We start from the raw sequence: 21,164 nt of genomic DNA, 5'->3' as shown, positions 1-21,164 counted from the left end.
CCTCGTAGGGTACGGGTGACTCATGAAGGCAGGTCTCCTGGCTTATGCTCATCGCGTACTGCGCCTTCCCGGAAAATATCCAGTGGCATGTTGCAGCTTGCGAGCACTTACAGTGGCGGGACCGCGCCGGATTTGAACCGGCTTCCCTTTTAACCCCGGCGTTGACGGCGGGGCACCTTCATGTTTGGTTATGTAATTGTGATTCGAGTTTAATTATACTATAGATTTGTGCGATGTCGAGGGGGTGCATTTTCTTCAGTCGTTATTCGCGTTTATGCGTACTTATTAGGATTTATGCGTCATTCATAGCGTTTATGCGTTTTTCAGCAGATTTATGCGTATTTCACAGCTTTTATGCGTATTTGAGCAAAAAAACGCCCCTCCACCGATCGATCGGGCGGAGGGGCGATTCATATTTACATTCTCTCAGGTGCTGCAACGCCAATCAGTTTCAACGCATTCGCAATCGTCGTGCGAGTTGCTGTGATCAATGCAAGGCGTGCTTCGGACAAGTCGCGGTTATCCGGGTCGAGCACTTTCTCAGCATTGTAGAAGCTATGGAATTCCGCGGCCAGCTCCTGGATATAGATTGTGATCCGGTGCGGCGAGCGCATTCTTGCTGAATCGCTGACGGCACGCGGGAAGTCGCCGAGTTTCTTCAGCAATGATAATTCCTTCTCTGTCTGCAATAAATCCACGTGATCCGTCGAAGCCGCAAGATTCGTTTCTTCCGCCTGGCGAAGGATCGATGAAATGCGTGCATGCGCGTATTGCGCGTAGTACACAGGGTTTTCATTCGACTGTGAAATCGCTAAATCCAGATCGAAGTCCATTTGCGAATCGGCGGAACGCATTGCGAAGAAATAGCGGACGGCATCCAAACCGACTTCTTCGACGAGTTCGCGCAGTGTGACCGCTTTTCCGGTACGCTTACTCATTTTGAATTTCTCGCCGTCTTTGTACAGCTGCACCATTTGGGCGACTTCCACTTCGAGCGTGTCGCGGTCGTAACCGAGCGCCTCAATCGCCGCTTTCATCCGTGGAATATAACCGTGATGGTCCGCTCCCCAAATGTTGATGAGCTTGTCGAAGCCACGGCGGAGCTTGTCTTCGTGATATGCGATGTCCGGCGTCAAATACGTGTACGTGCCGTCATTCTTAATAAGCACGCGGTCTTTATCGTCCCCGAACGTCGTCGAACGGAACCACGTTGCACCTTCCTCTTCATACACATGCCCGTTCTGACGCAATTTATCGAGCGCGATACCAATTTTTCCGTCCGTATAAAGCGATGTTTCCGAGAACCAGTTATCAAAAGGCACGCGGAAATCTTCCAAGTCCTTCTTCAGTTTCGCCAATTCGAAATCAAGGCCATACTTCCTGAAAAACTCCTGGCGTTCCTTTTCCGGAGTGTTCACGTACTGATCGCCGAATTCCTCAGCAAGCTTCTCACCGATATCGATGATGTCCTGTCCCTGGTAGCCATCTTCCGGCATTTCTTTTTCGAGACCCAATGCTTGGAAGTATCGCGCCTCGACTGAAAGGGCCAAATTATTCACTTGATTGCCCGCGTCATTGATGTAATATTCCCGTGATACATCGAAGCCTGCAAAATCGAGGATATTGCACAATGAATCACCGATGGAAGCGCCACGCGCATGTCCTAAATGCAAGTCGCCCGTCGGATTCGCTGAGACGAATTCAACTTGGACCTTTAGGTTTTCGCCATACGTTGAACGTCCATAATCCGCGCCTTGGGCAAGTACTGTTTTGACGACTTCCCCTAAGTAATCGCTTTTCAGCTTAATATTAATGAATCCTGGACCCGCAATTTCCATTGATTTAATGGAAGTCGAAGATGTGTCCAATTTCTCGAGAATGGCTTCCGCGATTGCACGGGGCGGCTTTTTCGCGAGTTTCGTCAACTGCATCGCGATATTCGTCGCGTAGTCGCCGTTCTCTTTGTTTTTCGGCGTTTCTAGAATGATGTTCGGCATTGCCGATTCATCTGCAAGTCCGGAAGCGATAACCGCCTCGCGGAATGCGTCTTTAATTTCCTGTTGGATCTTTTCAACTGCGTTCATTATTGTCCCTCCGTATATGTAATGTTCAGTTCATGTCTGCCTAACAATGCGCCTTCTGCATGCAGTTCATAGTGAGCTATGAATTTGTCCGCTCCAACTTCCAGCTTCGTCGTCTTCACGAGAAGATCGAAAGTGGCGGGACCATTTCCGTACGAGCCTGGCCGTATTTCTCCCTGCGTAAATGGCAGGCGCATCTGGACCGCCCCGTTCCGCATGATCAATGCGTCCTCTTCTTCCAATTTCACCGTCGTTTGCACTTGCTGGCCGTTCAGGTCTTCGACAAAACGCAAATATGTCTTTCCGGCTTTTTCGACCAATGTCCCCTCTGCGTTCAGCTCATGCTTGTCCGCAGCCTGACCGACATGCTGGATCGTCGATTGAAGCAGGACATCGACGTTTCGTCCTTCTTTATTTGATTCCACTGTTGCACCGCCCTTGCCGTTCAAAATATCTATTCATTATATCGTTTATCCCCGTACTATTCCAATACATCGCGAATTGTCGGAATCAAATCTATGTTTTTATCGATTTACCGTTTAACTTTTGCGCGCCGGTTCCATACTGACTGCAAAGAACGGTGGGAGAAGGGATTGCATGAGACGGGTCGATTATATAAAGAAAAAGAAAAGACGTAACTTCTTTCGACGGATTGCCCTGCTGATTGTTACCGCGTTGACGGCGTTTTTCACGATGTTCCTCGCCTTGCGTCTTTATGCGCAGATTACGGGGGCACCTTCGTTGAGCGTGCCGAAAGCGAGTGTGTTCCTCGATAAGAACGGACGCCAGATCGGCGATAAATTTTCCGCGGAACGGCGGTATTGGGTCAGTCTCGATGAAATTTCGCCATTTCTGCTCGACGCAGTGATTGCGACGGAGGACCGTAATTTTTACGAGCACAACGGGTTTGATTATAAACGGATTGCCGGAGCTGTATTGAAAGACGTGAAGACAATGCGAAAAGCGGAAGGCGCAAGCTCCATCACTATGCAGTATGCCCGGAATTTATTTCTGACACATGAAAAATCGTGGAACCGGAAAATAAAAGAGTCCATCTATGCATACAGGTTGGAAACTTTTTACGACAAGGATGTCATTTTGGAAGGCTATTTGAATACGATCTATTTCGGTCATGGGATGTATGGCGTCGAGGCGGCGAGCAGGTTTTATTTCGCGAAGTCGGCGAAGGAGCTGACACTCGAGGAATCCGCGCTAATCACGGCAATTGCGAAAGGGCCAGCGGTGTTCGACCCACTCGACAATCCCGAGCGTTCCCGTGAACGTCAATTATTGATCCTATCCCTTATGGAGAACCAGGGATTCATCACCGAAATTCAGCGGCAGCGCGCGGCGGATGTTGCAGTGGCGTTGAAGACCGAAGACTGGAAGGATATGAAGCGGGTCGCCCCTTATTTTTTGGATGAAGTATGGCGAGAAGCGGAGCGGATTTTAAGCAAGAAAGGGCGCTATCCGGCTGAAGGAGGTTGGACGATTCGGACGACGCTCGATCCGCATCATCAGCAGACAGCGGAGGAATACATCAAGAAATGGATGCCTGATAACGGGCTGCAGGTCGGATTCATGTCGATGGAGACCGAAACCGGGGCGATCACTTCACTTGTTGGCGGGATGGATTACAAAGAGAGCCCGTTCAACCGGGTGACGCAGGCGAAGCGGCAGCCTGGATCCGCGATGAAACCGATTCTTTACGCGGCTGCGCTTGAAGATGGCTATAATCCGCTCACATTCATGTCGACGGAACGTACCATTTTCACGTACGACGAAGGCCGCTCGACGTATGAGCCGAAAAATATCAACGGCAAATTTGCAGGCCATCCGATCTCCCTCGCACAGGCGATCGCCATCTCGGATAATATTTACGCCGTGAAGACGCTTGAGGATATCGGGTACAAAAAGTTCAATAAAATGGCGGATCGGCTTGGACTCGATGTTAAATTCCAGGAATCCCCCGCTGTCGCATTGGGCACTTCGACCGTCACTTTGCTGGAAATGACGACCGCGTATGATCGAATTGCCTCAGGCGGGTTGGAAGTGGAACCGACAATGATCCTGTCCATTACTGATGCGGATGGGAAAACGGTGTACGAACAGCCGAAGAAGAGTACGAAACGGGTCATGACCGAACAGGATGCGTTCGTGCTCACCCATATGTTAACAGGCATGTTCGACCCGGCTTTCAATGATTATTCCGTTTCAACCGGTCTGTCGATGCGCTCGAAACAAAAACGGCCGTATGCAGCAAAATCAGGGACGACCATTTCCGACCAATACTTGATCGGCTACACCCCTTCCCTGACGGCGGGTATCTGGACGGGCTATGACGTCGGCCAGCAATTGACGGAACTTGAAGACAAGGCTGCATCAAAGAAGATATGGATCGACTTCATGGAAACGGTCCACGCAGGCAAAACGCCTGAGCCGTTCATTCCCCCGAAAGGCGTTAGCAGTGTCATCGTCGACGTCGAAACCGGAGGCATCGCTGTCAATGAATGTCCGAAGCAACGGCTTATGTATTTGAAGGAAAAAGACATGCCTCAAAAGCTATGCACCGATAAGAACTTGCGCGAACAGCGAAACAATGGCGATGAAGACTCAGGTACGTTCGAGCTTTTTCCGTTTTCGTTTTTTGAATAGCCAAAAGCGGAGGGCGCTCGCTTAGCTGCGACAGGCATAAGGCGGATCCGCGAAACGGCGTTCTTTGCCGTGCAGCGGAGCTGCCTTATGACCCGAGCAGCTAGCGCCCGGAGTCTAGACGATAACAGGCAATCAAAAAAGCTTTGCCCTTCTGAATTGAATCAGTGGGGCAAAGCTTTTTTACCGTCGAATGCGGCCTATCGCATGATGGCTCATTGCTTGGGTTGTGGTGAACCAGCATTTGACAGGGAGTCGCATTGCTCCGGTTGTCCTAGCTTACAATCGCAAGCTGTAATCAGTGTACTTCCTTTTCCGCAGACATTCAACTACCGAAGTCGGGGAAGTCACAACATTTCACAGTTTGTTCATAATTCAGGCGAATCAGCACCGAGATCGATGTGCAATTTCGGTTCGCTCCGCTCCCACATTTCCTTGTTGTGAGTCGAAAGGAAATCTGTAAGGATCTGTTTCGATTTATCATCCATATGATCGACCATGATATGCCGCTTCATCGATTTGTCCATTTTATTCACATGATCCGCAAGAACCTTATATCCTCTGCGCTTTTCGCGATTCACGACCATTTCGCACGCAGTGACGCCTGCATAATACGGGCCATCCTTATTAAAATCAATCGTTACCCAGACGAGCCAGTACGGTTTTCCGCCTTCCGAATCTTCGCGGTTCGTCGTGAATTTCACGCCTCGTTCCGTATCGCTGCGGGCATGCATCGCACCAATCTCGATGCGCGCTTCCCCTTCTTCGATGTCGATGATGACCGGCGAGACGTTTTCCAATGACAAAGCCCCGATCCCGAATCCTCCATGTCCATCGGTCGGATCATCTTTTATGATGGTGAATCCCATTTTCCGTTTCGGTTTTTCATTCGTCATTCCTATAACCCCTCCCATTCTGCTATTATATACACTATACCTAAAGATGGTCGAAAGGGGGAACTAGTATGCCAATTGTAACTGTAAAAATGATTGAAGGACGCACGGATGAGCAGAAGCGAAATCTCTGTGAGAAAGTGTCTGCAGTAGTCGCTGAGACAACAGGTGCTCCAATTCAAAACGTTTCTGTCATCATCGAAGAAATGTCGAAAAATCATTATGCAACCGGAGGCAAGCGCCTGAGCGACAAGGAATAATTGGAACGATGCGAGATTCTCGCATCGTTTTTTGTTTGCTCGGGGACGGCTTTGGAAGCGTGGGGATTCGTTTTGAGCGCGGAAGGATCATCTTTGAGCGCGGAACACCCCACTTTGAGCGCGAGAGGATCATCTTTGAGCGCAGAGCGACCTACTTTGAGCGCGGATGACCTTGCTTTAAGCGCGGGCACCTCCCCCCCGACGCGATCCCACAAAAAAATCCCCTCATATCAAAGGGGATCTCCATCTATCACACTACAACCGAACACGCCTGCAGCTCTGCAATAAATTCAAAAGCGTCATGCATTTCGTCGTCGGTGAAGTTCAGTTTGTTTTTCACGATATGCACTTTGGCAATCTGCTCGTCCTTCGGCAGATAATCGAAATAGAGCAATGTCGACACCAGCTCCAAGAACCGCGAGCTCTTTCCATTCAGCCGATCAATACAGTCCGCAAGTTTTTCATGCGGCGCAGCAGCGGTTTCCAAAAAACGGCCGCCCTCTTCCGTCACGTTATAACTATATTGAACGTATGAGCCCTTATCCGTGCAGCTCTCCTTTAAAAAGCCCATTTCGCACAGTTCCTCGACCCGGAGCGTCAATTCCTCCGAATAGGGACCGTACATATGCAGCTCGTATTTTTCAGCGAATGGGAAATCCATCTTTTTCGCGATATAGATCATCTTCTGCAACTTCTTCCGCCCGCGAGCTTCCCCCGCCATGGCAATGAATTGCACAATTCTAGCATGTTCCTGCAGCAACCTACTCACCTCTCAACATTTGTAAAATCTTCTCATATAGCGGATTTCCCTCTGACTCCAAAACATCTTCAGGAAAATAAATTTTATGGTCGGTGCGCCGCTTGCCTGAAATGGCATCGACGATCTCCGATGAACGTGACAGCTCGCTCAGCTCGCCGTTCGACATTTGCAAATAGATCGGCACACGCTCATTTTCCTCGCCGGGCCGGTAGAAGTCATACGGCAAGTCGGACGAGGAATCCGTGACAAGATAGTATTCCGGATCAAGGCCTGCTTCCTTGAACAGCCTTTCTAGCTCGCCGATTTTCCGATATTCCTTTGCTGGATCGAACTCGGCATATTGGAACAGTCTCCGGTTGAGGAAACGGTCGCACAAGTCCGCCAATATAGCATCCTCTTCTTTGCGCCACCATTGGAAATACGTCATGAGCACGCCTTCATCCAATGATAGGTACTCCTCGAGGCCGAATGTGCGATCGAAGAACGACTTGAAGTGGACAGGCTCATACTTGAACGGATAGCCAGCAGTATGTAGATGTTTTGCGCGATGCAGGATTTTAATCAGAATGACTTCCGCGCTACGCGAAACTGGGTGAAAGTAGACTTGCCAATACATTTGGTAGCGGCTCATTATGTAATCTTCCACTGCGTGCATTCCGCTAAACTTGATAACTACCTGTTCCTCCGCCGGGCGCATGACGCGCAAAATCCGCTCCATATCGAAATGGCCGTACGAAACACCGGTATAGTAAGCGTCCCTCTGTAAATAATCCATCCGGTCTGCATCGATCTGACTGGAAATGAGGCTGACGGCAAGCTTGTCCGGGTATGTTTTTCCGATGACATCTGCGACTTGCTGCGGGAATTCGGGTGAGACGCGGCGCAGCACTTCATTCACTTCCGTGTCCCCTGTCAAAATCGCCTGCGTGAATTTCTCGTGGTCAAGCGTGAACACCTTTTCGAACGCATGCGAAAACGGACCGTGGCCGAGGTCATGCAGCAAAGCGGCGCAAAGCGTCAACAGCCGTTCTTCATCATTCCATTCCGCCCGTCCGCTGAAGCCGTCGTCAATGATCCGCCTGACAATTTCATAGACGCCAAGCGAGTGTTGGAAGCGGCTATGCTCTGCCCCGTGGAACACTAGATACGTCGTCCCGAGTTGCCGGATCCTGCGAAGCCGCTGGAATTCCCGCGTTCCGATGACGTCCCATATGACTCTGTCACGCACATGGATATACCGGTGGACCGGATCCTTGAATACTTTCTCTTCGAAAAGCTTTTCATTCTTATAATCCACTTATTCATCCACCTCCGTCGATGCATTTTCTTAAGTATATCAAAAACCCGGCAAGAGAAAAGAAAGGGTTTCATTGAATTGATTGCAATTATTTTGACCTACGTTTCAGTTTGGATGAATAAAAGGCTTTCACACTGTACACACTGACCGTAAGAAAGAGACTATGAACATGGCAGGAGGCAAGGAGATGGTGAAAGTTAGACAGGATGCTTGGCTTGAGGAAAATGATATTTTATTAGCCGAGACGGTGCTAAGGCACGTCCGGGAAGGCAGTACACAGCTCAGCGCATTTGAAGAGGTCGGAGATGCACTCAACAGAACCGCGGCAGCATGCGGTTTCAGATGGAATGCGGTCGTCCGGCGCGAATACGAAAAAGAACTGGCAGAGGCAAAAAAAGAACGGAAGCAGGCAATGCGTGTTTTGGGTGCAGATTTCAAACGACGCAGCCAGCAATTATACAACCCTGCACAAGGGACCGATCAGGATGAAAAGATGGCAGTTCCTTTATCCGCCTTATCGCTTGATACAGTCATTGCCTATTTAATCCGTTTACACCATACGGGCGGCGGCGACACTGAATCACTCAGATGGAAGCAGACTGCTAAAATGGCAAACGAAAAAGTCGAATCTCTCCAAAAAGAGATCGACAAACTGAAACAAGAGAATAAAACACTTCGGAACGACTACGAACAATTCGTACAAATCATGAACCGGGCACGCCGCCTCGTCACATTGGAAGACGATGCCGATCGTACGGCCCCCGTCTTCACGATGGAGCGGAACGGAAATCTCGTATCCAAAGAACCGCCGATCAATCACTGATCCGGCGGTTTTTTTTGATTAAAACGATGCTAAAAACGCATAAACCGCTGTAAATGCGCATAAATCGATGCAGAAACGCATAAATGCATTCTCTCACGCATATTTCACTGCAAAAGCTCATAAATCAGTTTATCCGCGCATAATCGTGACATCTTCAACGACTTCTCGCAAGCATTTTCTGATTCCGCTCAACAACCCGATTCAAATAAAACAAATAAAGCTCCATCTCCTCAGGCGTAAACCCGCCCATCTGGACTTCCTCCTCGGAAAGCGACCGCAACAGCAGCTGGACGCGGATTCCGACTTCATTCACAGAAATCGGCTCGCCAATCAGCTCGGACAGCGACGCCATCACTTCCGGGCGGATATCCGGATAAGTGAACTTCGTCTGCTCACCTTGCAAACCGGTTTCGTATAAATCGCGGATGAGGCGAGCGCGCTCAGCACCGCTGCCTTCCACGCACAAGTACACTTGGATCGCGACGCCTTGGCGCAATCTGCGCTGTGAAATCCCCGCGAACTTCTTGCCGCCGATACTCAAGTCGTACGAGCCCGGGCAGTAGGATCCGACGATTTCATACGCTTCGATCTGCTCCGCGACTTCCGGGAACAGCATGCGGACGAATTCCACCATCGCCTCATACCCTACCGGAATATCGATGGACCCTTCCTGCTCAGATAGGACTATGGAAATATTGAGCACGCCGCCATCCAAGACGACCGCGAGACCGCCTGAATTGCGGACGATCACCTTATAGCCGGCTTCCTGAAATAGCGGGAGCGCTTCTTCGATATGCGGCAGCCGGTGATCTTGGATGCCGAGGACGACTGTTTCGTCATGCACCCAAGTGCGGACGGTCGGCACGGTCAATTTCTGACCGACGAGATGGCAGAGCGTATCGTCCATCGCGAACGATTCCAATGCGGATCTATTTTTAGCGGTCATCGATTCGTCGATGAAACGCCATTTTGGGAGTTGTAAATTGGACATTTCAAATTCTCCTGGTGATCTTTTTACTTTTGATTTTCCGCTATAAGCATACACCAGTTCCACGTTCGGGAACAGTCCTGCATTCTTGAAGATTGTATGACTTCTATGCTTAAGAACCGTGTTTTCGTGTTCATTATGCTACACTATGGGAAGAAGTAAATCACGTTTAAAGGAGTTTGAATTCATATGAACGAAGCAGCAATTACACTCGATGGTTGGTATGTGCTACATGATTTGCGCTCGATGGATTGGGCGTCCTGGAAGTTGATTTCTAAAGAGGAACGCAAGGCAGCTATCGACGAATTCATGGCTTATTTGGATAAACTTCAACAAGCGGATGACGCGAAGACGGGCAGCCATGCGTTTTACACGGTCGTTGGGCAGAAAGCGGATTTCATGCTGATGATACTGCGCCCGACAATCGACGAACTGCAGGAGCTCGAAGCTGAATTCAACAAATTGACGATTGCAGATTATACAATCCCGGCTTATTCCTATGTATCCGTCGTGGAACTGTCCAATTATCTTGCGGGCGAGTCGGATGAAGATCCGTACCAGAACCCGTATGTACGTGGACGTCTGTATCCGGAACTCCCGCGCAACCAATACATCTGCTTCTACCCGATGGATAAGAAGCGCGAAGGCGAAGACAACTGGTATATGCTCAGCATGGACAAGCGCAAGGAATTGATGCGTAGCCACGGCATGATCGGCCGCGGATATGCAGGCAAAGTGAAGCAGATCATTTCAGGCTCCGTCGGTTTCGACGATTTCGAATGGGGCGTAACATTGTTCTCTGATGATGTTCTCCAGTTCAAGAAGTTAGTCTACGAGATGCGCTTCGACGAAGTGAGCGCGCGCTATGGCGTATTCGGTTCATTCTTCATCGGTACGATACTGAATGGAGAGAAGAAGTCATCATTCTTCACAGTTTAATGAAAAAGAGCCTCTTAATGGGGCTCTTTTTTTGTGTGCGTGAATTGAGTTATGCGTGATTGCGGGCGTTTATGAGCTTTTGGGCGGATTTATGCGTACATATTCGGCGATATGCGTATTTCTAGAGGTTTATGCGTGAATATCCGGATTTATGCGCTTCTGCAGCGATTTATGCGTGTTTGGCTCATCAGGTCATTCCAAAAAGTTCGAGACGACTTCGATGAACAGGCGAGGCTGTTCGACATTCGGCGCGTGGCCCGATAATTTGAATTCCAGGAAAACACCAGCCGGAATAAGCTGGGCAGTCTCCTCACCGTATTCAGGCGGATTCAATCCGTCGTGCAAACCGCCAATGACGAGCGCCTCGGCACGGATCCGATGCAGGTCCTTCCTGAAATCGAATCCTTCTAACGCTTTCGAAGCAATCGCCTGCTCATGCAATGTCAATTGCTCACTGTTTTCCGCCGTCTCATGCAGCCATTTCCCGACCGCCTTCTGGTTATGGAACATGTATTTCGAAGCAGCCATCATTTTATCAATAGCAGTCATCCCCGCCATCTCGTCGGCGTGCCGCTCATAAAGTTCTTCCATGGAAGCCTGCTCGCCATGGGATTTCGTCGCGACAAGAACGAGCTTCTTCACCCGGTCGCCTAGTTCAATGGCGACTCCCTGCGCGATGTAACTCCCCATCGACACTCCAATCAGGTGAAATGAATCCAGGCCAAGATGATCGACGAGCGAGACGACATCCCAAATATGATCCTTCAACTCATATTGCTCCGGTTTATCAGAATTCCCATGTCCCCTGGCGTCCGGCGCGATGACCCGATACTTTTCTTTGAACTGGTCAATCTCATGCCGGAACATTTCACTGTTGCTAGTCAAACCATGCAGCAGCACAAGTGGGAAGCCCTCCCCTTCTTCCTGGTAATAAATCTCCGTCCCTTCCGATTTGAATGTCGGCATCCTACCACTCCTCCGTAAAAGCACTCTGCTCATCCATACCCCAAATACGATTTTTAAATAAACCTTGATTGGTCAAGAGCATTTGGCGCGACAGGCGGCACTTCATTCACGCATAAATCCCGCGAATCACGCATAATGCCAATTATCTGCGCATAAATGTCTGCATTCGCGCATAAAGTCGATTTCTCACGCATAAAATGAAATTCACACGCATATTTCCATATAATCACGCATAACCCCCAGACTTCCCGTAAACAAAAAAGAGCCATCCAAGACGGCCCTCACCTTTCACTGCTTTAACCATTCCACTATATCCGCCTTCACATCATTCCCATGCCAATACGTCAGCGCGGCATCCTCGCCGATCCGCCCGACGAGTTGTTCGACATAGTCCAAACCGAGGATGTAACCAATCCGGTTATAGCCGAAATACGAGCCGCCGGATAGACGGAACCATTCCTTCTCCTTCACCATATCCCACTCACCTGAAGCGTCTTCCAAAAAGCGCCGTTTCACTTCGGCTTTATTCTCCTCATAGCACTTCACCCATGGCTCGCCTTCGTCATCGAATGAAAGATAGACCGGCTCCTGAAGTCCCGGAACAATTCGTTTCGATAAATACGTGGCGGCTCCTTCTGTGAACAGCGTCGTCAAGCCATGCCCCCAATCGACAGTGGACCAATCGATCCCAGCGCGCGAGGCAAGCGCAAAATGCGTGACGTGGCCAATTTCATGCGCAGTGATCACTTTCAAATGGTCACGCTCCGCGGAAAGCTTTTCAACCGCAAAGTAGATTTCACGTCGATTATCCCTCGTCACGAATGCATTCGAGCCGAACGTACCAACCATCAGTTTGAATGAAAGCTCCAAGCCCAGTCCGAATACCTGCTCATACTTCTCATCCGTTTCTTGAATAACGTCGGGTAAACTCGCAGAGATGGAACGGATGTCGCCGATCTTACCTTCATATTTCCGGAGCGCCGCTGATAGTCGCTCCTCAGTCCTCGGACAATGGATTGGAAAATACTTTTCATAGATTTTCGCATGCTCAGTAAGATACGATTCCAAGTCGTCAAGTGTTGGCTGTTCATGGGATTCCCAGAACTCCAAGAAAACCGGAATGCTATTTTCAATATGCATTTACTCTCCCCCCTCCCACCAGTATACATATTTTTCAGTCATCATTGAAAGTTCAAAAGCATATGGTGGAACCGAGGGGTTTATCCCGTAGCGTATCGCTTCTCCCCTACTGAACAGGATTGCCCGCAAGTTTAAAAATGAAAGGATGAAAAACATGGTTCAATATTATTGGTATCCAGGTTTTCAACAGCAACAGCAACAAATGCAAATGCCTGCAACACCGCCACAAATTCCATCGTCCGGAGGAAGGCCGCCATTCCGGGAGGAGTCGTATATTGAAAACATCCTCCGCCTCAACCGCGGCAAACCCGGCGTATTTCATTTCTCCTTCGAACATGCCGTAGAAGCCGGAAAAAACACACTGGCTATTCCGGGGATGGTGGAAGCGGCCGGGCGCGACCACGTCATTTTGAGCACAGCCGCCGGCAAACGCTATTTATTGCCAATGATCTACTTTGACTATGCAGAGTTCAACGAAGAACTGAATTACTTCAACCAACAGCCAATGTAAAAAAAGTCTTCCGTTGCCTATTGTGGCATCGGAAGACTTGTTTTTTTTGTTCAAGTGCTAAATGTATTTAATGAAGTATTGGAGAGGCATAGAGTTGTTTTGGTTGCGCGGAGGCTTGCTTTGGACGCGGGGCAGTTCGCTTTGGACGCGGAGACGCCGACTTTGGACGCGCGGCGGCTTGTTTTGGACGCGGGCCACTCATGGGTCCCCTCACTCCCCCACGACGCGATTCAAAAAAACGGTCTGAAGAACTGTTGCTCTTCAAACCGTTTCGATATTATCTTCCGAACTTTACCGCTGCAATGATGAGCATGATCCAGCCCGCGATGAAGGCGACGCCGCCGATTGGGGTGATGGCACCGAGAATGCCGATGCCGGATAGGCTCAAGATGTAGAGGCTGCCGGAGAAGATGATGATGCCGGCGAGCAGCAAGTAGCCTGCCCATGTCAAAGCGGTTGACGTCCCGAAGAGCGATGAGCTCATGAGGATGCCGACTGCGATGAGTCCGATTGCGTGGAACATTTGGTATTGGACGGCTGTTTCCCAGATGGCTAGGTACCGTTCGGACAAGCGCTCTTTCAGTGCGTGTGCTCCGAATGCGCCGAGTGCAACGGCAATTGCCGCGTTGACGGCGCCTGCGATGATGAAAAATGGCATATGATTTCCTACTTTCCGCTTGTGTTGATTCTCTCTATAACATTTTCGCCTTACAAAGATTAGAAGTCAAAGATCGAGCCGCCATTCGCGTCTTCCTCGTCCAGCGGCCTGCCTTCCAATGACGAAATCCGCGGCTTATGGGAGATTGCCATTGTTCTCGGCGTAATGATTGGCTCGTCTTGCTTTTCATTACTGACGAGCACGACTTGGCAGAGCGCCCGAATCGCTGTCAGCGCCTCGCGGACGGCTTGGTCGTCGTCTGCGGTTTTTGCGTAATTGAGCTGGCGCTGCATTTCCTCGATGATCCGTTCCGTTGAAATCATTGTCTAGCACCCCCTTTCTTCGGTTCGTATTTCATACATTCCATGCCCGATGATCGCCTCACAACGATAGACGGCAGTTCACGAGTCTTGAAGCCATATGCCTTGCAGCCACGCGGACTTTTCGGATCCCATGTTACGAAGAAGTATTGACATTGAAAACAATTTACAGCCATGCGCCCACCTCTTCCCTTACAGCCCGTCGTCTGTTCGGCACCAGTCAATCGGCGTTTCATTCCACTCTTCCAAAATGGCGTTCGCCGAGGAGTACGGCCGACTGCCGAAAAAGCCACGGCTCGCGCTGAGCGGGCTCGGATGGACCGCTTCGATGACGGCGTTTTTATTCAGATCGATCAGCTTTTTCTTCTCTTGCGCAGGGCGCCCCCAAAGGATGAAAACGACCGGCTCGTCCCGTTCGGACAAACAGCGGATCACTTCGTCGGTGAACTGCTCCCACCCTTGCTTCCGGTGGGAATGCGCCTCCCCTTGCCGTACTGTCAAGACGGTGTTCAGCATAAGTACGCCCTGCTTCGCCCAACCTGTCAGGGTTCCCGTTTCGGGAATTGTGCATCCGATATCGGACTGCAATTCCTTGAACATATTCCGCAAGCTCGGCGGAATCCTGACGCCAGGCTTCACCGAAAAACTGAGGCCATGCGCTTGGCCGGGACCGTGGTACGGATCCTGTCCAAGAATTACCACTTTCACGTCCTTGAACGGCGTCAGCTTGAAGGCTGTCCACATATCCTCCATAAGCGGATACACTGTGTGGCTTTCGTATTCTGTTTTTAGGTAATCGCGAAGCTGCAAGTAATACGGTTGATGGAATTGCTCCGCAAGCACTCGATCCCAATCGTTGCCGAACCTTATTTTCTGCAAACATCTCACTCCTTGAATTCAATCGTCACGTCGTAGCCTGCGAATGAAAACATTTCCTTCAATGTTTTTTCTGCGTTGAATTGTGCCGTCTTCAGCACGCCTTGCCCGGTTGCCTCCTCGATAATGAGGTTCTTCGCTTCGGCGGCAAGTTCGTATGCCTCTTTGATATCCGCCTTTTGACGGAAGGCGCCTTCATAGGAATATACTTCGACTTGGTCGAAATAGATTTCCGCCCCTCCGAGGAAGGTTGCGGCCGGCAATGTAAGCTTCGCGGTCTTGTTCTTCTCATTTATGACTACATCTTTTTCGGTAAGCTTGGACAAATCGACGCCGGCCTTCACCGAGCCCGGAATGACGACGAGCAGCTGCCGCTTCGTCCCCGGCACATTGAGGCCGATGCTTTGGCCAAATAATTGGTTGTCCTGCCGTTCGATGATGACTTTCGTATAGGCTTCAGCTGTCGCCATTTCGTTCAATTCTTGTATTTGTTCAAGGAACACACCTTTCTGTTCCGTGAAGGTGCTCCCTAGTTTTAAAAATTGGAAGGCGATGAACGGAAGTGAAATGACGGCAAGCAGTAGGAGTACGGCCAGCAGGATTGCTGATCGTTTCCACATTGACAGGAATCTAAATGGCATGCGCGGACGCCAAGATTTCTTTTTCCTGCCTAACGCTTCTTCAACGGTGACGGCACTCTCGGATTCTGAAGCCTTCAATTCTCTCAGCAGTTTTTCAATCTCCTGCAATTTCTTTTTATCTTCCATACCCTTTTTTCACCTTCCTTCGACACTCGTAATCGCATATTTCTACATATAGTTGTACGTTTAGACTAGCCGAAAGTTTCGTAGTGGACAACAGATAAGCATGCAGCAATCAGCCTTTCATTCCAAAACCTGTAAATGCGCATAAACTCGTCGATTCGCTCATAAAATGATCCATTCACTCATAAATGTCCGCAGATACGCATATATCCCCATATTCGCTTATAAATCCCCGCAATCACGCATAAACCGCCACCTGGTTGGAATAATTGTATTCTTTCATCAATTTGATTACTATTAACTGTGAATGCAATCCAACAAAAAGGAGAAATCCAACTATGACTATGAAAAAGACATTAACTATTGCAGGATCAGATACGTCAGGCGGCGCAGGAATCCAGGCTGACCTGAAAACATTTCAAGAGCACGGAACATACGGCATGACAGCTCTGACGGTCGTCGTGACGATGGATCCCGATAATAATTGGAGCCACAACGTCTATTCCCTTCCTGTTGATGTATTGAAAGCGCAAATCAAAACAGCTCTTTCGACAGGCATCGACGCGATTAAGACAGGCATGCTCAGCACAGAGGAAGTCATCCAAACTGCAGGCGAGGCGATTGCGGAATCCGGACTCGACCACGTCGTCATCGATCCCGTCATGGTTTGTAAAGGGGAAGACGAAGTCCTCAATCCGGGAACTGTCGACGCAATGGTGGAATACTTGCTGCCAAAAGCGGAAATTGTGACGCCGAACTTGTTCGAGGCAGGCCAGCTGGCAAGCATGAAAACACCATCGACAATTGAGCAGATGAAGTCTGTGGCTGAAAAAATCCATTCACTTGGCGCACGTAACGTCGTCATTAAAGGTGGTAAACAGCTCCAACACGACAAAGCGGCGGATCTGTTTTATGACGGCAAGACATTCACATTGCTCGAAGCAGAAAAAACGGCTACCCATTACAACCACGGTGCGGGCTGCACATTTGCCGCCGCCATCACGGCGAACCTTGCAAATGGGCTTGACGTGAAAGAAGCGGTTATCGCAGCGAAGAAATTCGTGTCCGCAGCAATTGCAAACGGCTGGAAGTTGAATGAATATGTCGGCCCCGTCATGCACGGCGCCGCGAATCGTGTAGGCGCACCTGAAATAACAGCGACAGAGATTTAATTGTATAAAGACCAGAAGAGGGCTTCCTCTTCTGGCTTTTTTTAGTTTATCGTTAATTTCCCGGCGGATATCGATCATTCCCCGAGGTTTATCGATCAATTCAGCCGACTTATCGTTCATTTCCCAGAAGTTATCGATCATTTCCCAAGTTTTATTGTCATTTTGTTACCTTTGACCCACTCCATCATAACCCTGCAGCCACCCTCTGCTTTTGTCTCAAGCCGCGTCAATCGCATTCAGCCACACATTTATATATACTTAATTCATGTGCATTTTGTAAGAAGGAGGATTTATTCATGGAGATCGTGAAACCGGATCGGTTGCAGGAATTGCTGAATTCCTATGCGAATAAAGACGTTTACATCCATCTTGAAACGACGAATGGCGCATATGCCGCCCATTTCAAGGAAGGATTTTTCAACGCTGGGGCATTCATCCGGAATGTCGTCGTCAAATATGAGCTTGGCAAGGTGGCGGGCGAATCGCCGCATCGGGTCGGCCTGAAGCTTCCTTCGGGCTGGATTTATGCGCAAGGCATCACTCACTATACGGTCGACGAGCACGATCGGCTGCTCATGGCAGGGCTCGATCCGGACGGGAAACTTGCCGTTGCGCTCGAAATAAGCGAAACACCGTTTACATATTAAGCAACTTGATTGTGAAGGAGGCTTTTCGATGATTAAAGAAGAACGCCATGTGCTCGTCATTTTTCCACACCCGGACGACGAAGCTTTCGGCGTGTCAGGTACGATTTCCACATATCTCGAAATGGGGGTCCCCGTCACGTACGCCTGTCTGACACTGGGCGAAATGGGACGGAATCTAGGGAATCCCCCGTTCGCGAACCGTGAAACACTTCCGCAGATCCGCAAGCAGGAATTGAAGAACGCGGCAGCCGCCATGGGACTGACGGACCTTCGGATGATGGGCTTGCGCGACAAGACGATTGAATTCGAGGACGATGAAAAGATGATCAAGCTCGTCGCCGATTTGATTGAAGATACGAACCCATCCCTCATCATCACGTTCTATCCGGGTCTCTCCGTCCATCCTGACCACGATGCAACGGGACGCGCTGTCGTCGGTGCCGTCGGAAGGATGAAGGAATCCGAACGCCCGACGTTGTATACGATCGCGTTTGCGAATAACACTGCAGAAAAACTTGGCGCACCTGACGTCATCCATAATGTTGAAGGAGCTGCGCAGAAAAAGCTCAATACATTGAACGCACACGCGTCCCAGACCGTCTGGATGATGCGTGATATGGAAAAAAGACTGGCCGAGAAAGACCCGGAAGCATTGAAATGGCTACACGAAGAGAAATTTTTCACCTATCGTTGGGAATAGACAAAAGCAGCCATGCCCCGTTGCAATTGCAGACGGGGCCTCTTTATAACTTCATCAAAAAACTGAATAGTTCAATTTCTATCCATTGTATTTACAACTGGATGAAAACCCGATAGTATGTATGATTATACAAGAATAACGATATTTTATTCATAAAGGAGCAAGAAAGAGTTGAAAAAACATCATTTATCCACATGGCTCTACTTTCTAATTCCATCCATACTCGGCGTTATCCTTTTCATGATTCCTCTTAAATTCGGGGAAGAATGGAAAGTTCCAATCGCAAAATTCGCGGATATCCTGTCCGGCTGGCTCGAACCTGCCATGCCGATGACTGCAATGATCATTATTGTAATCGCGGCAATCGGCTCGTTGCTGTATGCTTTCATTCCGCGTTCAAGTTCCAACCCTTCTCTTATGGAAGGATTGTTCAAAGTGACACCGTTCTGGACAGTTACCCGTTTACTCGGAGCTGTATTCGCTATCATGGTCACATTCAAACTTGGGCCTGAAGCAATCTGGAGTGAAAACACAGGCGGCTTGCTTCTCGCACCGGATGGCCTTGTGTCATTCTTATTCACAATCTTCCTTTTCGCAGGTCTTTTATTGCCATTATTATTAAATTTTGGTCTGTTGGAGTTCTTCGGGACGATGATGGTGAAAGTGATGCGTCCATTATTCAAACTTCCTGGACGTTCCTCCATAGATGCGCTCGCTTCATGGATCGGCGACGGTACGATTGGCGTCCTGTTGACGAGCAAGCAATATGAGGACGGTCATTATACACAAAGGGAAGCCGCAATTATCGCGACGACGTTTTCAGTTGTTTCCATTACGTTTTCACTCGTTATTATCGACACGGTCGGCATGTCGAACTACTTCGTTCCGTTTTACGGAACGGTACTGTTGACAGGTATCATTTTGGCGCTCATCATGCCGAGGATTTATCCGCTCAGAGGCAAGAAATCCGAGTACATAGACGGCCGTCCTTTCACGGGGGATGATGAAAAACTCCCTGAAGGCTATAATGTGTTCAATCACGGACTCGAAAACGCACTCGATACCGCTTCGAAGAACCGTTCCATCGGCAGGATCTTCACGGACGGCATGCGCAATGTGCTCGATATGTGGATCGGCGTTGCACCGGTCGTCATGGCTTTCGGTACAGTAGCGCTCATGCTAGCTGAATACACAGGCGTCTTCACATTTTTAGGGAAGCCGTTTGAACCAATCCTTTCCGTATTGGGCATTCCGGAAGCTGCGGCTGCGGCACAGACGATGGTCGTCGGTTTTGCGGACATGTTCCTGCCGGTCATTTTGGCTGAAGGCTCCATCACTTCGCCAATGACGTTGTTCACGATTGCGACGATTTCAGTCGTCCAGCTAATTTACATGTCCGAGGTCGGCGGTTTGATTCTCGGAACGAAAATTCCTATCAACATTTTGGATTTAATCATCATTTTCCTATTGCGTACGTTGATCGCCCTGCCGATCGTTGCAGGCGTAGCACATTTATTGTTTTGAATAACGAAAAGCGGAAACGGCCGCTTAGGCCTGACAGGCATAAGACAACCTTGCGTAGTGGCGCTTTTTGCCACTTAAGCTGGGTTGACTTATGACCCGAAGGCCTGGTCGTTGAAGCTAGACAATAATGAAAAGCCGCTGATCCCAATTTCGGATCAGCGGCTCTTTTCATGTTACGCTTTCAATTTCTTCTTCAGTTTCTCCAGCATATCCACAGTCATCGCATCCAAATCATATGATGTCTTGAATCCCCACTCTGCGATAGCCGCTGATGAGTCGATGTGATCAGGCCAGCTGTCCGCAATCGCTTGACGGACCGGGTCGACGTTATACGTCAATTCAAAATCCGGAATATGCTTTTTGATCGATGCTGCGATCTCGCCCGGCTCGAAGCACATCGCGGTCACATTGAACGCGTTGCGGTGCATCAATTTGGCAGGATCCGCTTCCATCAGGTCGACAATTGCTTGCAAGGCGTCCGGCATATACATCATATCCATGCACGTGCCTTCTGCAATGAAGGACTCATACTTCCCGTCCGTAATTGCTTTATAGTAAATATCCACGGCGTAATCGGTCGTTCCCCCGCCTGGCTGCGCCACGTAGGAAATCAATCCCGGGAAGCGCACACCGCGCGTGTCGAGGCCGAATCGGTGGAAGTAATAATCGCATAATAGCTCACCCGAGACTTTATTGACACCATACATCGTCGTCGGTCGTTGCAATGTGTCTTGCGGTGTATTCAACTTCGGTGTCGAAGGGCCGAATGCCCCGATCGAGCTTGGCGTGAAAAATTGCATGTTGAGCTCGCGCGCAGTCTCAAGCGCATTCATGAGTCCGCCCATGTTGAGGTTCCAAGCAAATAGCGGTTCAGCTTCGGCTTTAGCTGATAGAAGCGCCGCCATATGCATAATCGTGTCCGCACCGAAATCCTTCGCCACGTCGTGCATCTTCTTGCCATCCGTCACATCGAGGACTTGGAACGGTCCCGCAATCGGCTCGAGCGGTTGGCGAATATCTGTCGACAACACATTTTCTTCGCCATATTCTTTCTGCAACTTGCCAATTAATTCCGAACCGATCTGGCCAAGTGCTCCGGTCACCATAATTTTTTTCAATACTGACTCCTCCTACTATTCAAATGCTTTTATGGAAAGGACATAATTTTTTAATAATTGAATAAACCCATTAAC

23 protein-coding genes and 1 riboswitch are annotated in these 21,164 nt (G+C 49.4%); of the genes, 9 read left to right on the top strand and 14 right to left on the bottom strand.

The window, feature by feature from the left end; translation table 11 throughout:
- Positions 1-10: 10 nt before the first annotated feature.
- A riboswitch (cobalamin riboswitch) is annotated at positions 11-195 on the bottom strand.
- A gap of 221 nt (positions 196-416) precedes the next feature.
- Together argS and M3152_RS01775 are read right to left on the bottom strand one after the other, a co-directional pair.
- A complete protein-coding gene (gene argS, locus M3152_RS01780; RefSeq protein ID WP_251693491.1) occupies positions 417-2,084 on the bottom strand; it encodes an arginine--tRNA ligase in 1,668 nt (555 codons plus the stop codon).
- Positions 2,084-2,506 carry a DUF1934 domain-containing protein gene (locus M3152_RS01775; protein ID WP_251693490.1) on the bottom strand — a complete coding sequence of 141 codons (423 nt, stop codon included), beginning with the start codon at positions 2,504-2,506 and terminating at the stop codon, positions 2,084-2,086. The genes argS and M3152_RS01775 overlap by 1 nt, the downstream gene beginning before the upstream one ends.
- Before the next feature lie 172 nt (positions 2,507-2,678).
- Here M3152_RS01775 and M3152_RS01770 point away from each other — a divergent pair, with 172 nt between their 5' ends.
- A complete protein-coding gene (locus tag M3152_RS01770; RefSeq protein ID WP_251693489.1) occupies positions 2,679-4,736 on the top strand; it encodes a transglycosylase domain-containing protein in 2,058 nt (685 codons plus the stop codon).
- Positions 4,737-5,101: 365 nt separating this feature from the next.
- Here the strand turns inward: M3152_RS01770 and M3152_RS01765 are convergent, their stop codons facing one another.
- Positions 5,102-5,629 (bottom strand): YwhD family protein, encoded by a 528-nt coding sequence (locus tag M3152_RS01765; RefSeq protein WP_251693488.1) that lies wholly within the window; start codon positions 5,627-5,629, stop codon positions 5,102-5,104.
- Positions 5,630-5,697: 68 nt separating this feature from the next.
- Between M3152_RS01765 and M3152_RS01760 the strand changes: the two genes are divergently transcribed.
- The gene (locus M3152_RS01760) at positions 5,698-5,886 is read left to right on the top strand and encodes a 2-hydroxymuconate tautomerase (protein WP_251693487.1); all 189 of its coding nucleotides are present in this window, start codon (positions 5,698-5,700) and stop codon (positions 5,884-5,886) included.
- A gap of 250 nt (positions 5,887-6,136) precedes the next feature.
- Here the strand turns inward: M3152_RS01760 and M3152_RS01755 are convergent, their stop codons facing one another.
- Both M3152_RS01755 and M3152_RS01750 read right to left on the bottom strand, forming a co-directional pair.
- Positions 6,137-6,646, bottom strand: coding sequence for a YwgA family protein (locus tag M3152_RS01755; RefSeq protein ID WP_251693486.1), 510 nt, complete (start codon positions 6,644-6,646; stop codon positions 6,137-6,139).
- Between the two features lies 1 nt (position 6,647).
- Complete coding sequence (locus tag M3152_RS01750; RefSeq protein ID WP_251693485.1) at positions 6,648-7,943, bottom strand: HD domain-containing protein; 1,296 nt, start codon at positions 7,941-7,943, stop codon at positions 6,648-6,650.
- 187 nt (positions 7,944-8,130) lie between these two features.
- On the opposite strand from M3152_RS01750, the gene M3152_RS01745 reads away from it, so the two are divergent.
- Positions 8,131-8,766 (top strand): RsfA family transcriptional regulator, encoded by a 636-nt coding sequence (locus M3152_RS01745; RefSeq protein WP_251693484.1) that lies wholly within the window; start codon positions 8,131-8,133, stop codon positions 8,764-8,766.
- Positions 8,767-8,920: 154 nt separating this feature from the next.
- Here the strand turns inward: M3152_RS01745 and M3152_RS01740 are convergent, their stop codons facing one another.
- Positions 8,921-9,757, bottom strand: a complete 837-nt coding sequence (locus M3152_RS01740) for a lipoate--protein ligase family protein (protein ID WP_251693483.1) — start codon at positions 9,755-9,757, stop codon at positions 8,921-8,923.
- Between the two features lie 186 nt (positions 9,758-9,943).
- Between M3152_RS01740 and hemQ the strand changes: the two genes are divergently transcribed.
- A complete protein-coding gene (gene hemQ, locus M3152_RS01735) occupies positions 9,944-10,693 on the top strand; it encodes a hydrogen peroxide-dependent heme synthase (protein WP_251693482.1) in 750 nt (249 codons plus the stop codon).
- 192 nt (positions 10,694-10,885) lie between these two features.
- On the opposite strand, the gene M3152_RS01730 is transcribed toward hemQ, so the two are convergent.
- Complete coding sequence (locus tag M3152_RS01730; protein WP_251693481.1) at positions 10,886-11,659, bottom strand: alpha/beta fold hydrolase; 774 nt, start codon at positions 11,657-11,659, stop codon at positions 10,886-10,888.
- 288 nt (positions 11,660-11,947) lie between these two features.
- Entirely contained in the window at positions 11,948-12,799 is an 852-nt protein-coding gene (locus tag M3152_RS01725; RefSeq protein WP_251693480.1) for an aminopeptidase, read from the bottom strand.
- Positions 12,800-12,953: 154 nt separating this feature from the next.
- On the opposite strand from M3152_RS01725, the gene M3152_RS01720 reads away from it, so the two are divergent.
- The gene (locus M3152_RS01720; RefSeq protein WP_251693479.1) at positions 12,954-13,310 is read left to right on the top strand and encodes a spore coat protein GerQ; all 357 of its coding nucleotides are present in this window, start codon (positions 12,954-12,956) and stop codon (positions 13,308-13,310) included.
- 277 nt (positions 13,311-13,587) lie between these two features.
- Here the strand turns inward: M3152_RS01720 and M3152_RS01715 are convergent, their stop codons facing one another.
- The 5 genes from M3152_RS01715 to M3152_RS01695 are packed head-to-tail and all read right to left on the bottom strand — an operon-like array spanning position 13,588 to position 15,931.
- Positions 13,588-13,968 carry a DUF423 domain-containing protein gene (locus M3152_RS01715; protein WP_251693478.1) on the bottom strand — a complete coding sequence of 127 codons (381 nt, stop codon included), beginning with the start codon at positions 13,966-13,968 and terminating at the stop codon, positions 13,588-13,590.
- Positions 13,969-14,027: 59 nt separating this feature from the next.
- Positions 14,028-14,291 carry a YwdI family protein gene (locus M3152_RS01710; RefSeq protein WP_251693477.1) on the bottom strand — a complete coding sequence of 88 codons (264 nt, stop codon included), beginning with the start codon at positions 14,289-14,291 and terminating at the stop codon, positions 14,028-14,030.
- Entirely contained in the window at positions 14,288-14,464 is a 177-nt protein-coding gene (locus M3152_RS01705; protein WP_251693476.1) for a uracil-DNA glycosylase, read from the bottom strand. Before M3152_RS01705 ends, M3152_RS01710 begins: the two co-directional genes overlap by 4 nt.
- A 16-nt stretch (positions 14,465-14,480) precedes the next feature.
- The gene (locus M3152_RS01700; protein ID WP_251693475.1) at positions 14,481-15,167 is read right to left on the bottom strand and encodes a uracil-DNA glycosylase; all 687 of its coding nucleotides are present in this window, start codon (positions 15,165-15,167) and stop codon (positions 14,481-14,483) included.
- A 5-nt stretch (positions 15,168-15,172) separates the two neighbouring features.
- On the bottom strand, positions 15,173-15,931 hold the full coding sequence (locus M3152_RS01695) for a DUF4230 domain-containing protein (protein WP_251693474.1): 759 nt from the start codon (positions 15,929-15,931) through the stop codon (positions 15,173-15,175).
- A gap of 335 nt (positions 15,932-16,266) precedes the next feature.
- Here M3152_RS01695 and thiD point away from each other — a divergent pair, with 335 nt between their 5' ends.
- From thiD to M3152_RS01675, 4 genes are all read left to right on the top strand, one after another.
- Positions 16,267-17,100 (top strand): bifunctional hydroxymethylpyrimidine kinase/phosphomethylpyrimidine kinase, encoded by an 834-nt coding sequence (gene thiD, locus M3152_RS01690; RefSeq protein WP_251693473.1) that lies wholly within the window; start codon positions 16,267-16,269, stop codon positions 17,098-17,100.
- A gap of 296 nt (positions 17,101-17,396) precedes the next feature.
- Entirely contained in the window at positions 17,397-17,747 is a 351-nt protein-coding gene (locus tag M3152_RS01685) for a YojF family protein (protein WP_251693472.1), read from the top strand.
- Positions 17,748-17,775: 28 nt separating this feature from the next.
- Positions 17,776-18,447 (top strand): bacillithiol biosynthesis deacetylase BshB2, encoded by a 672-nt coding sequence (gene bshB2 / locus M3152_RS01680; RefSeq protein ID WP_251693471.1) that lies wholly within the window; start codon positions 17,776-17,778, stop codon positions 18,445-18,447.
- Between the two features lie 171 nt (positions 18,448-18,618).
- Entirely contained in the window at positions 18,619-19,971 is a 1,353-nt protein-coding gene (locus tag M3152_RS01675; RefSeq protein ID WP_251693470.1) for a YjiH family protein, read from the top strand.
- Positions 19,972-20,144: 173 nt separating this feature from the next.
- Here the strand turns inward: M3152_RS01675 and M3152_RS01670 are convergent, their stop codons facing one another.
- The gene (locus M3152_RS01670) at positions 20,145-21,089 is read right to left on the bottom strand and encodes an L-threonine 3-dehydrogenase (protein WP_251693469.1); all 945 of its coding nucleotides are present in this window, start codon (positions 21,087-21,089) and stop codon (positions 20,145-20,147) included.
- Positions 21,090-21,164 lie beyond the last annotated feature (75 nt).

The sequence above is a fragment of the Sporosarcina luteola genome, from assembly GCF_023715245.1.
Lineage (GTDB): Bacteria > Bacillota > Bacilli > Bacillales_A > Planococcaceae > Sporosarcina > Sporosarcina luteola_C.
This window is presented reverse-complemented; position numbering and strand designations above follow the sequence as displayed.

Coding starts and splice junctions, on each gene's coding strand:
- bshB2 (WP_251693471.1), top strand. CDS start 17,776: ATGATTAAAGAAGAACGCCATGTGCTCGTCATTTTTCCACACCCGGAC.
- M3152_RS01705 (WP_251693476.1), bottom strand. CDS start 14,464: ATGGCTGTAAATTGTTTTCAATGTCAATACTTCTTCGTAACATGGGAT.
- M3152_RS01715 (WP_251693478.1), bottom strand. CDS start 13,968: ATGCCATTTTTCATCATCGCAGGCGCCGTCAACGCGGCAATTGCCGTT.
- M3152_RS01765 (WP_251693488.1), bottom strand. CDS start 5,629: ATGACGAATGAAAAACCGAAACGGAAAATGGGATTCACCATCATAAAA.
- M3152_RS01720 (WP_251693479.1), top strand. CDS start 12,954: ATGGTTCAATATTATTGGTATCCAGGTTTTCAACAGCAACAGCAACAA.
- M3152_RS01730 (WP_251693481.1), bottom strand. CDS start 11,659: ATGCCGACATTCAAATCGGAAGGGACGGAGATTTATTACCAGGAAGAA.
- thiD (WP_251693473.1), top strand. CDS start 16,267: ATGACTATGAAAAAGACATTAACTATTGCAGGATCAGATACGTCAGGC.
- M3152_RS01740 (WP_251693483.1), bottom strand. CDS start 9,757: ATGTCCAATTTACAACTCCCAAAATGGCGTTTCATCGACGAATCGATG.
- M3152_RS01695 (WP_251693474.1), bottom strand. CDS start 15,931: ATGGAAGATAAAAAGAAATTGCAGGAGATTGAAAAACTGCTGAGAGAA.
- M3152_RS01770 (WP_251693489.1), top strand. CDS start 2,679: ATGAGACGGGTCGATTATATAAAGAAAAAGAAAAGACGTAACTTCTTT.
- argS (WP_251693491.1), bottom strand. CDS start 2,084: ATGAACGCAGTTGAAAAGATCCAACAGGAAATTAAAGACGCATTCCGC.
- M3152_RS01685 (WP_251693472.1), top strand. CDS start 17,397: ATGGAGATCGTGAAACCGGATCGGTTGCAGGAATTGCTGAATTCCTAT.
- M3152_RS01745 (WP_251693484.1), top strand. CDS start 8,131: ATGGTGAAAGTTAGACAGGATGCTTGGCTTGAGGAAAATGATATTTTA.
- M3152_RS01710 (WP_251693477.1), bottom strand. CDS start 14,291: ATGATTTCAACGGAACGGATCATCGAGGAAATGCAGCGCCAGCTCAAT.
- M3152_RS01760 (WP_251693487.1), top strand. CDS start 5,698: ATGCCAATTGTAACTGTAAAAATGATTGAAGGACGCACGGATGAGCAG.
- hemQ (WP_251693482.1), top strand. CDS start 9,944: ATGAACGAAGCAGCAATTACACTCGATGGTTGGTATGTGCTACATGAT.
- M3152_RS01725 (WP_251693480.1), bottom strand. CDS start 12,799: ATGCATATTGAAAATAGCATTCCGGTTTTCTTGGAGTTCTGGGAATCC.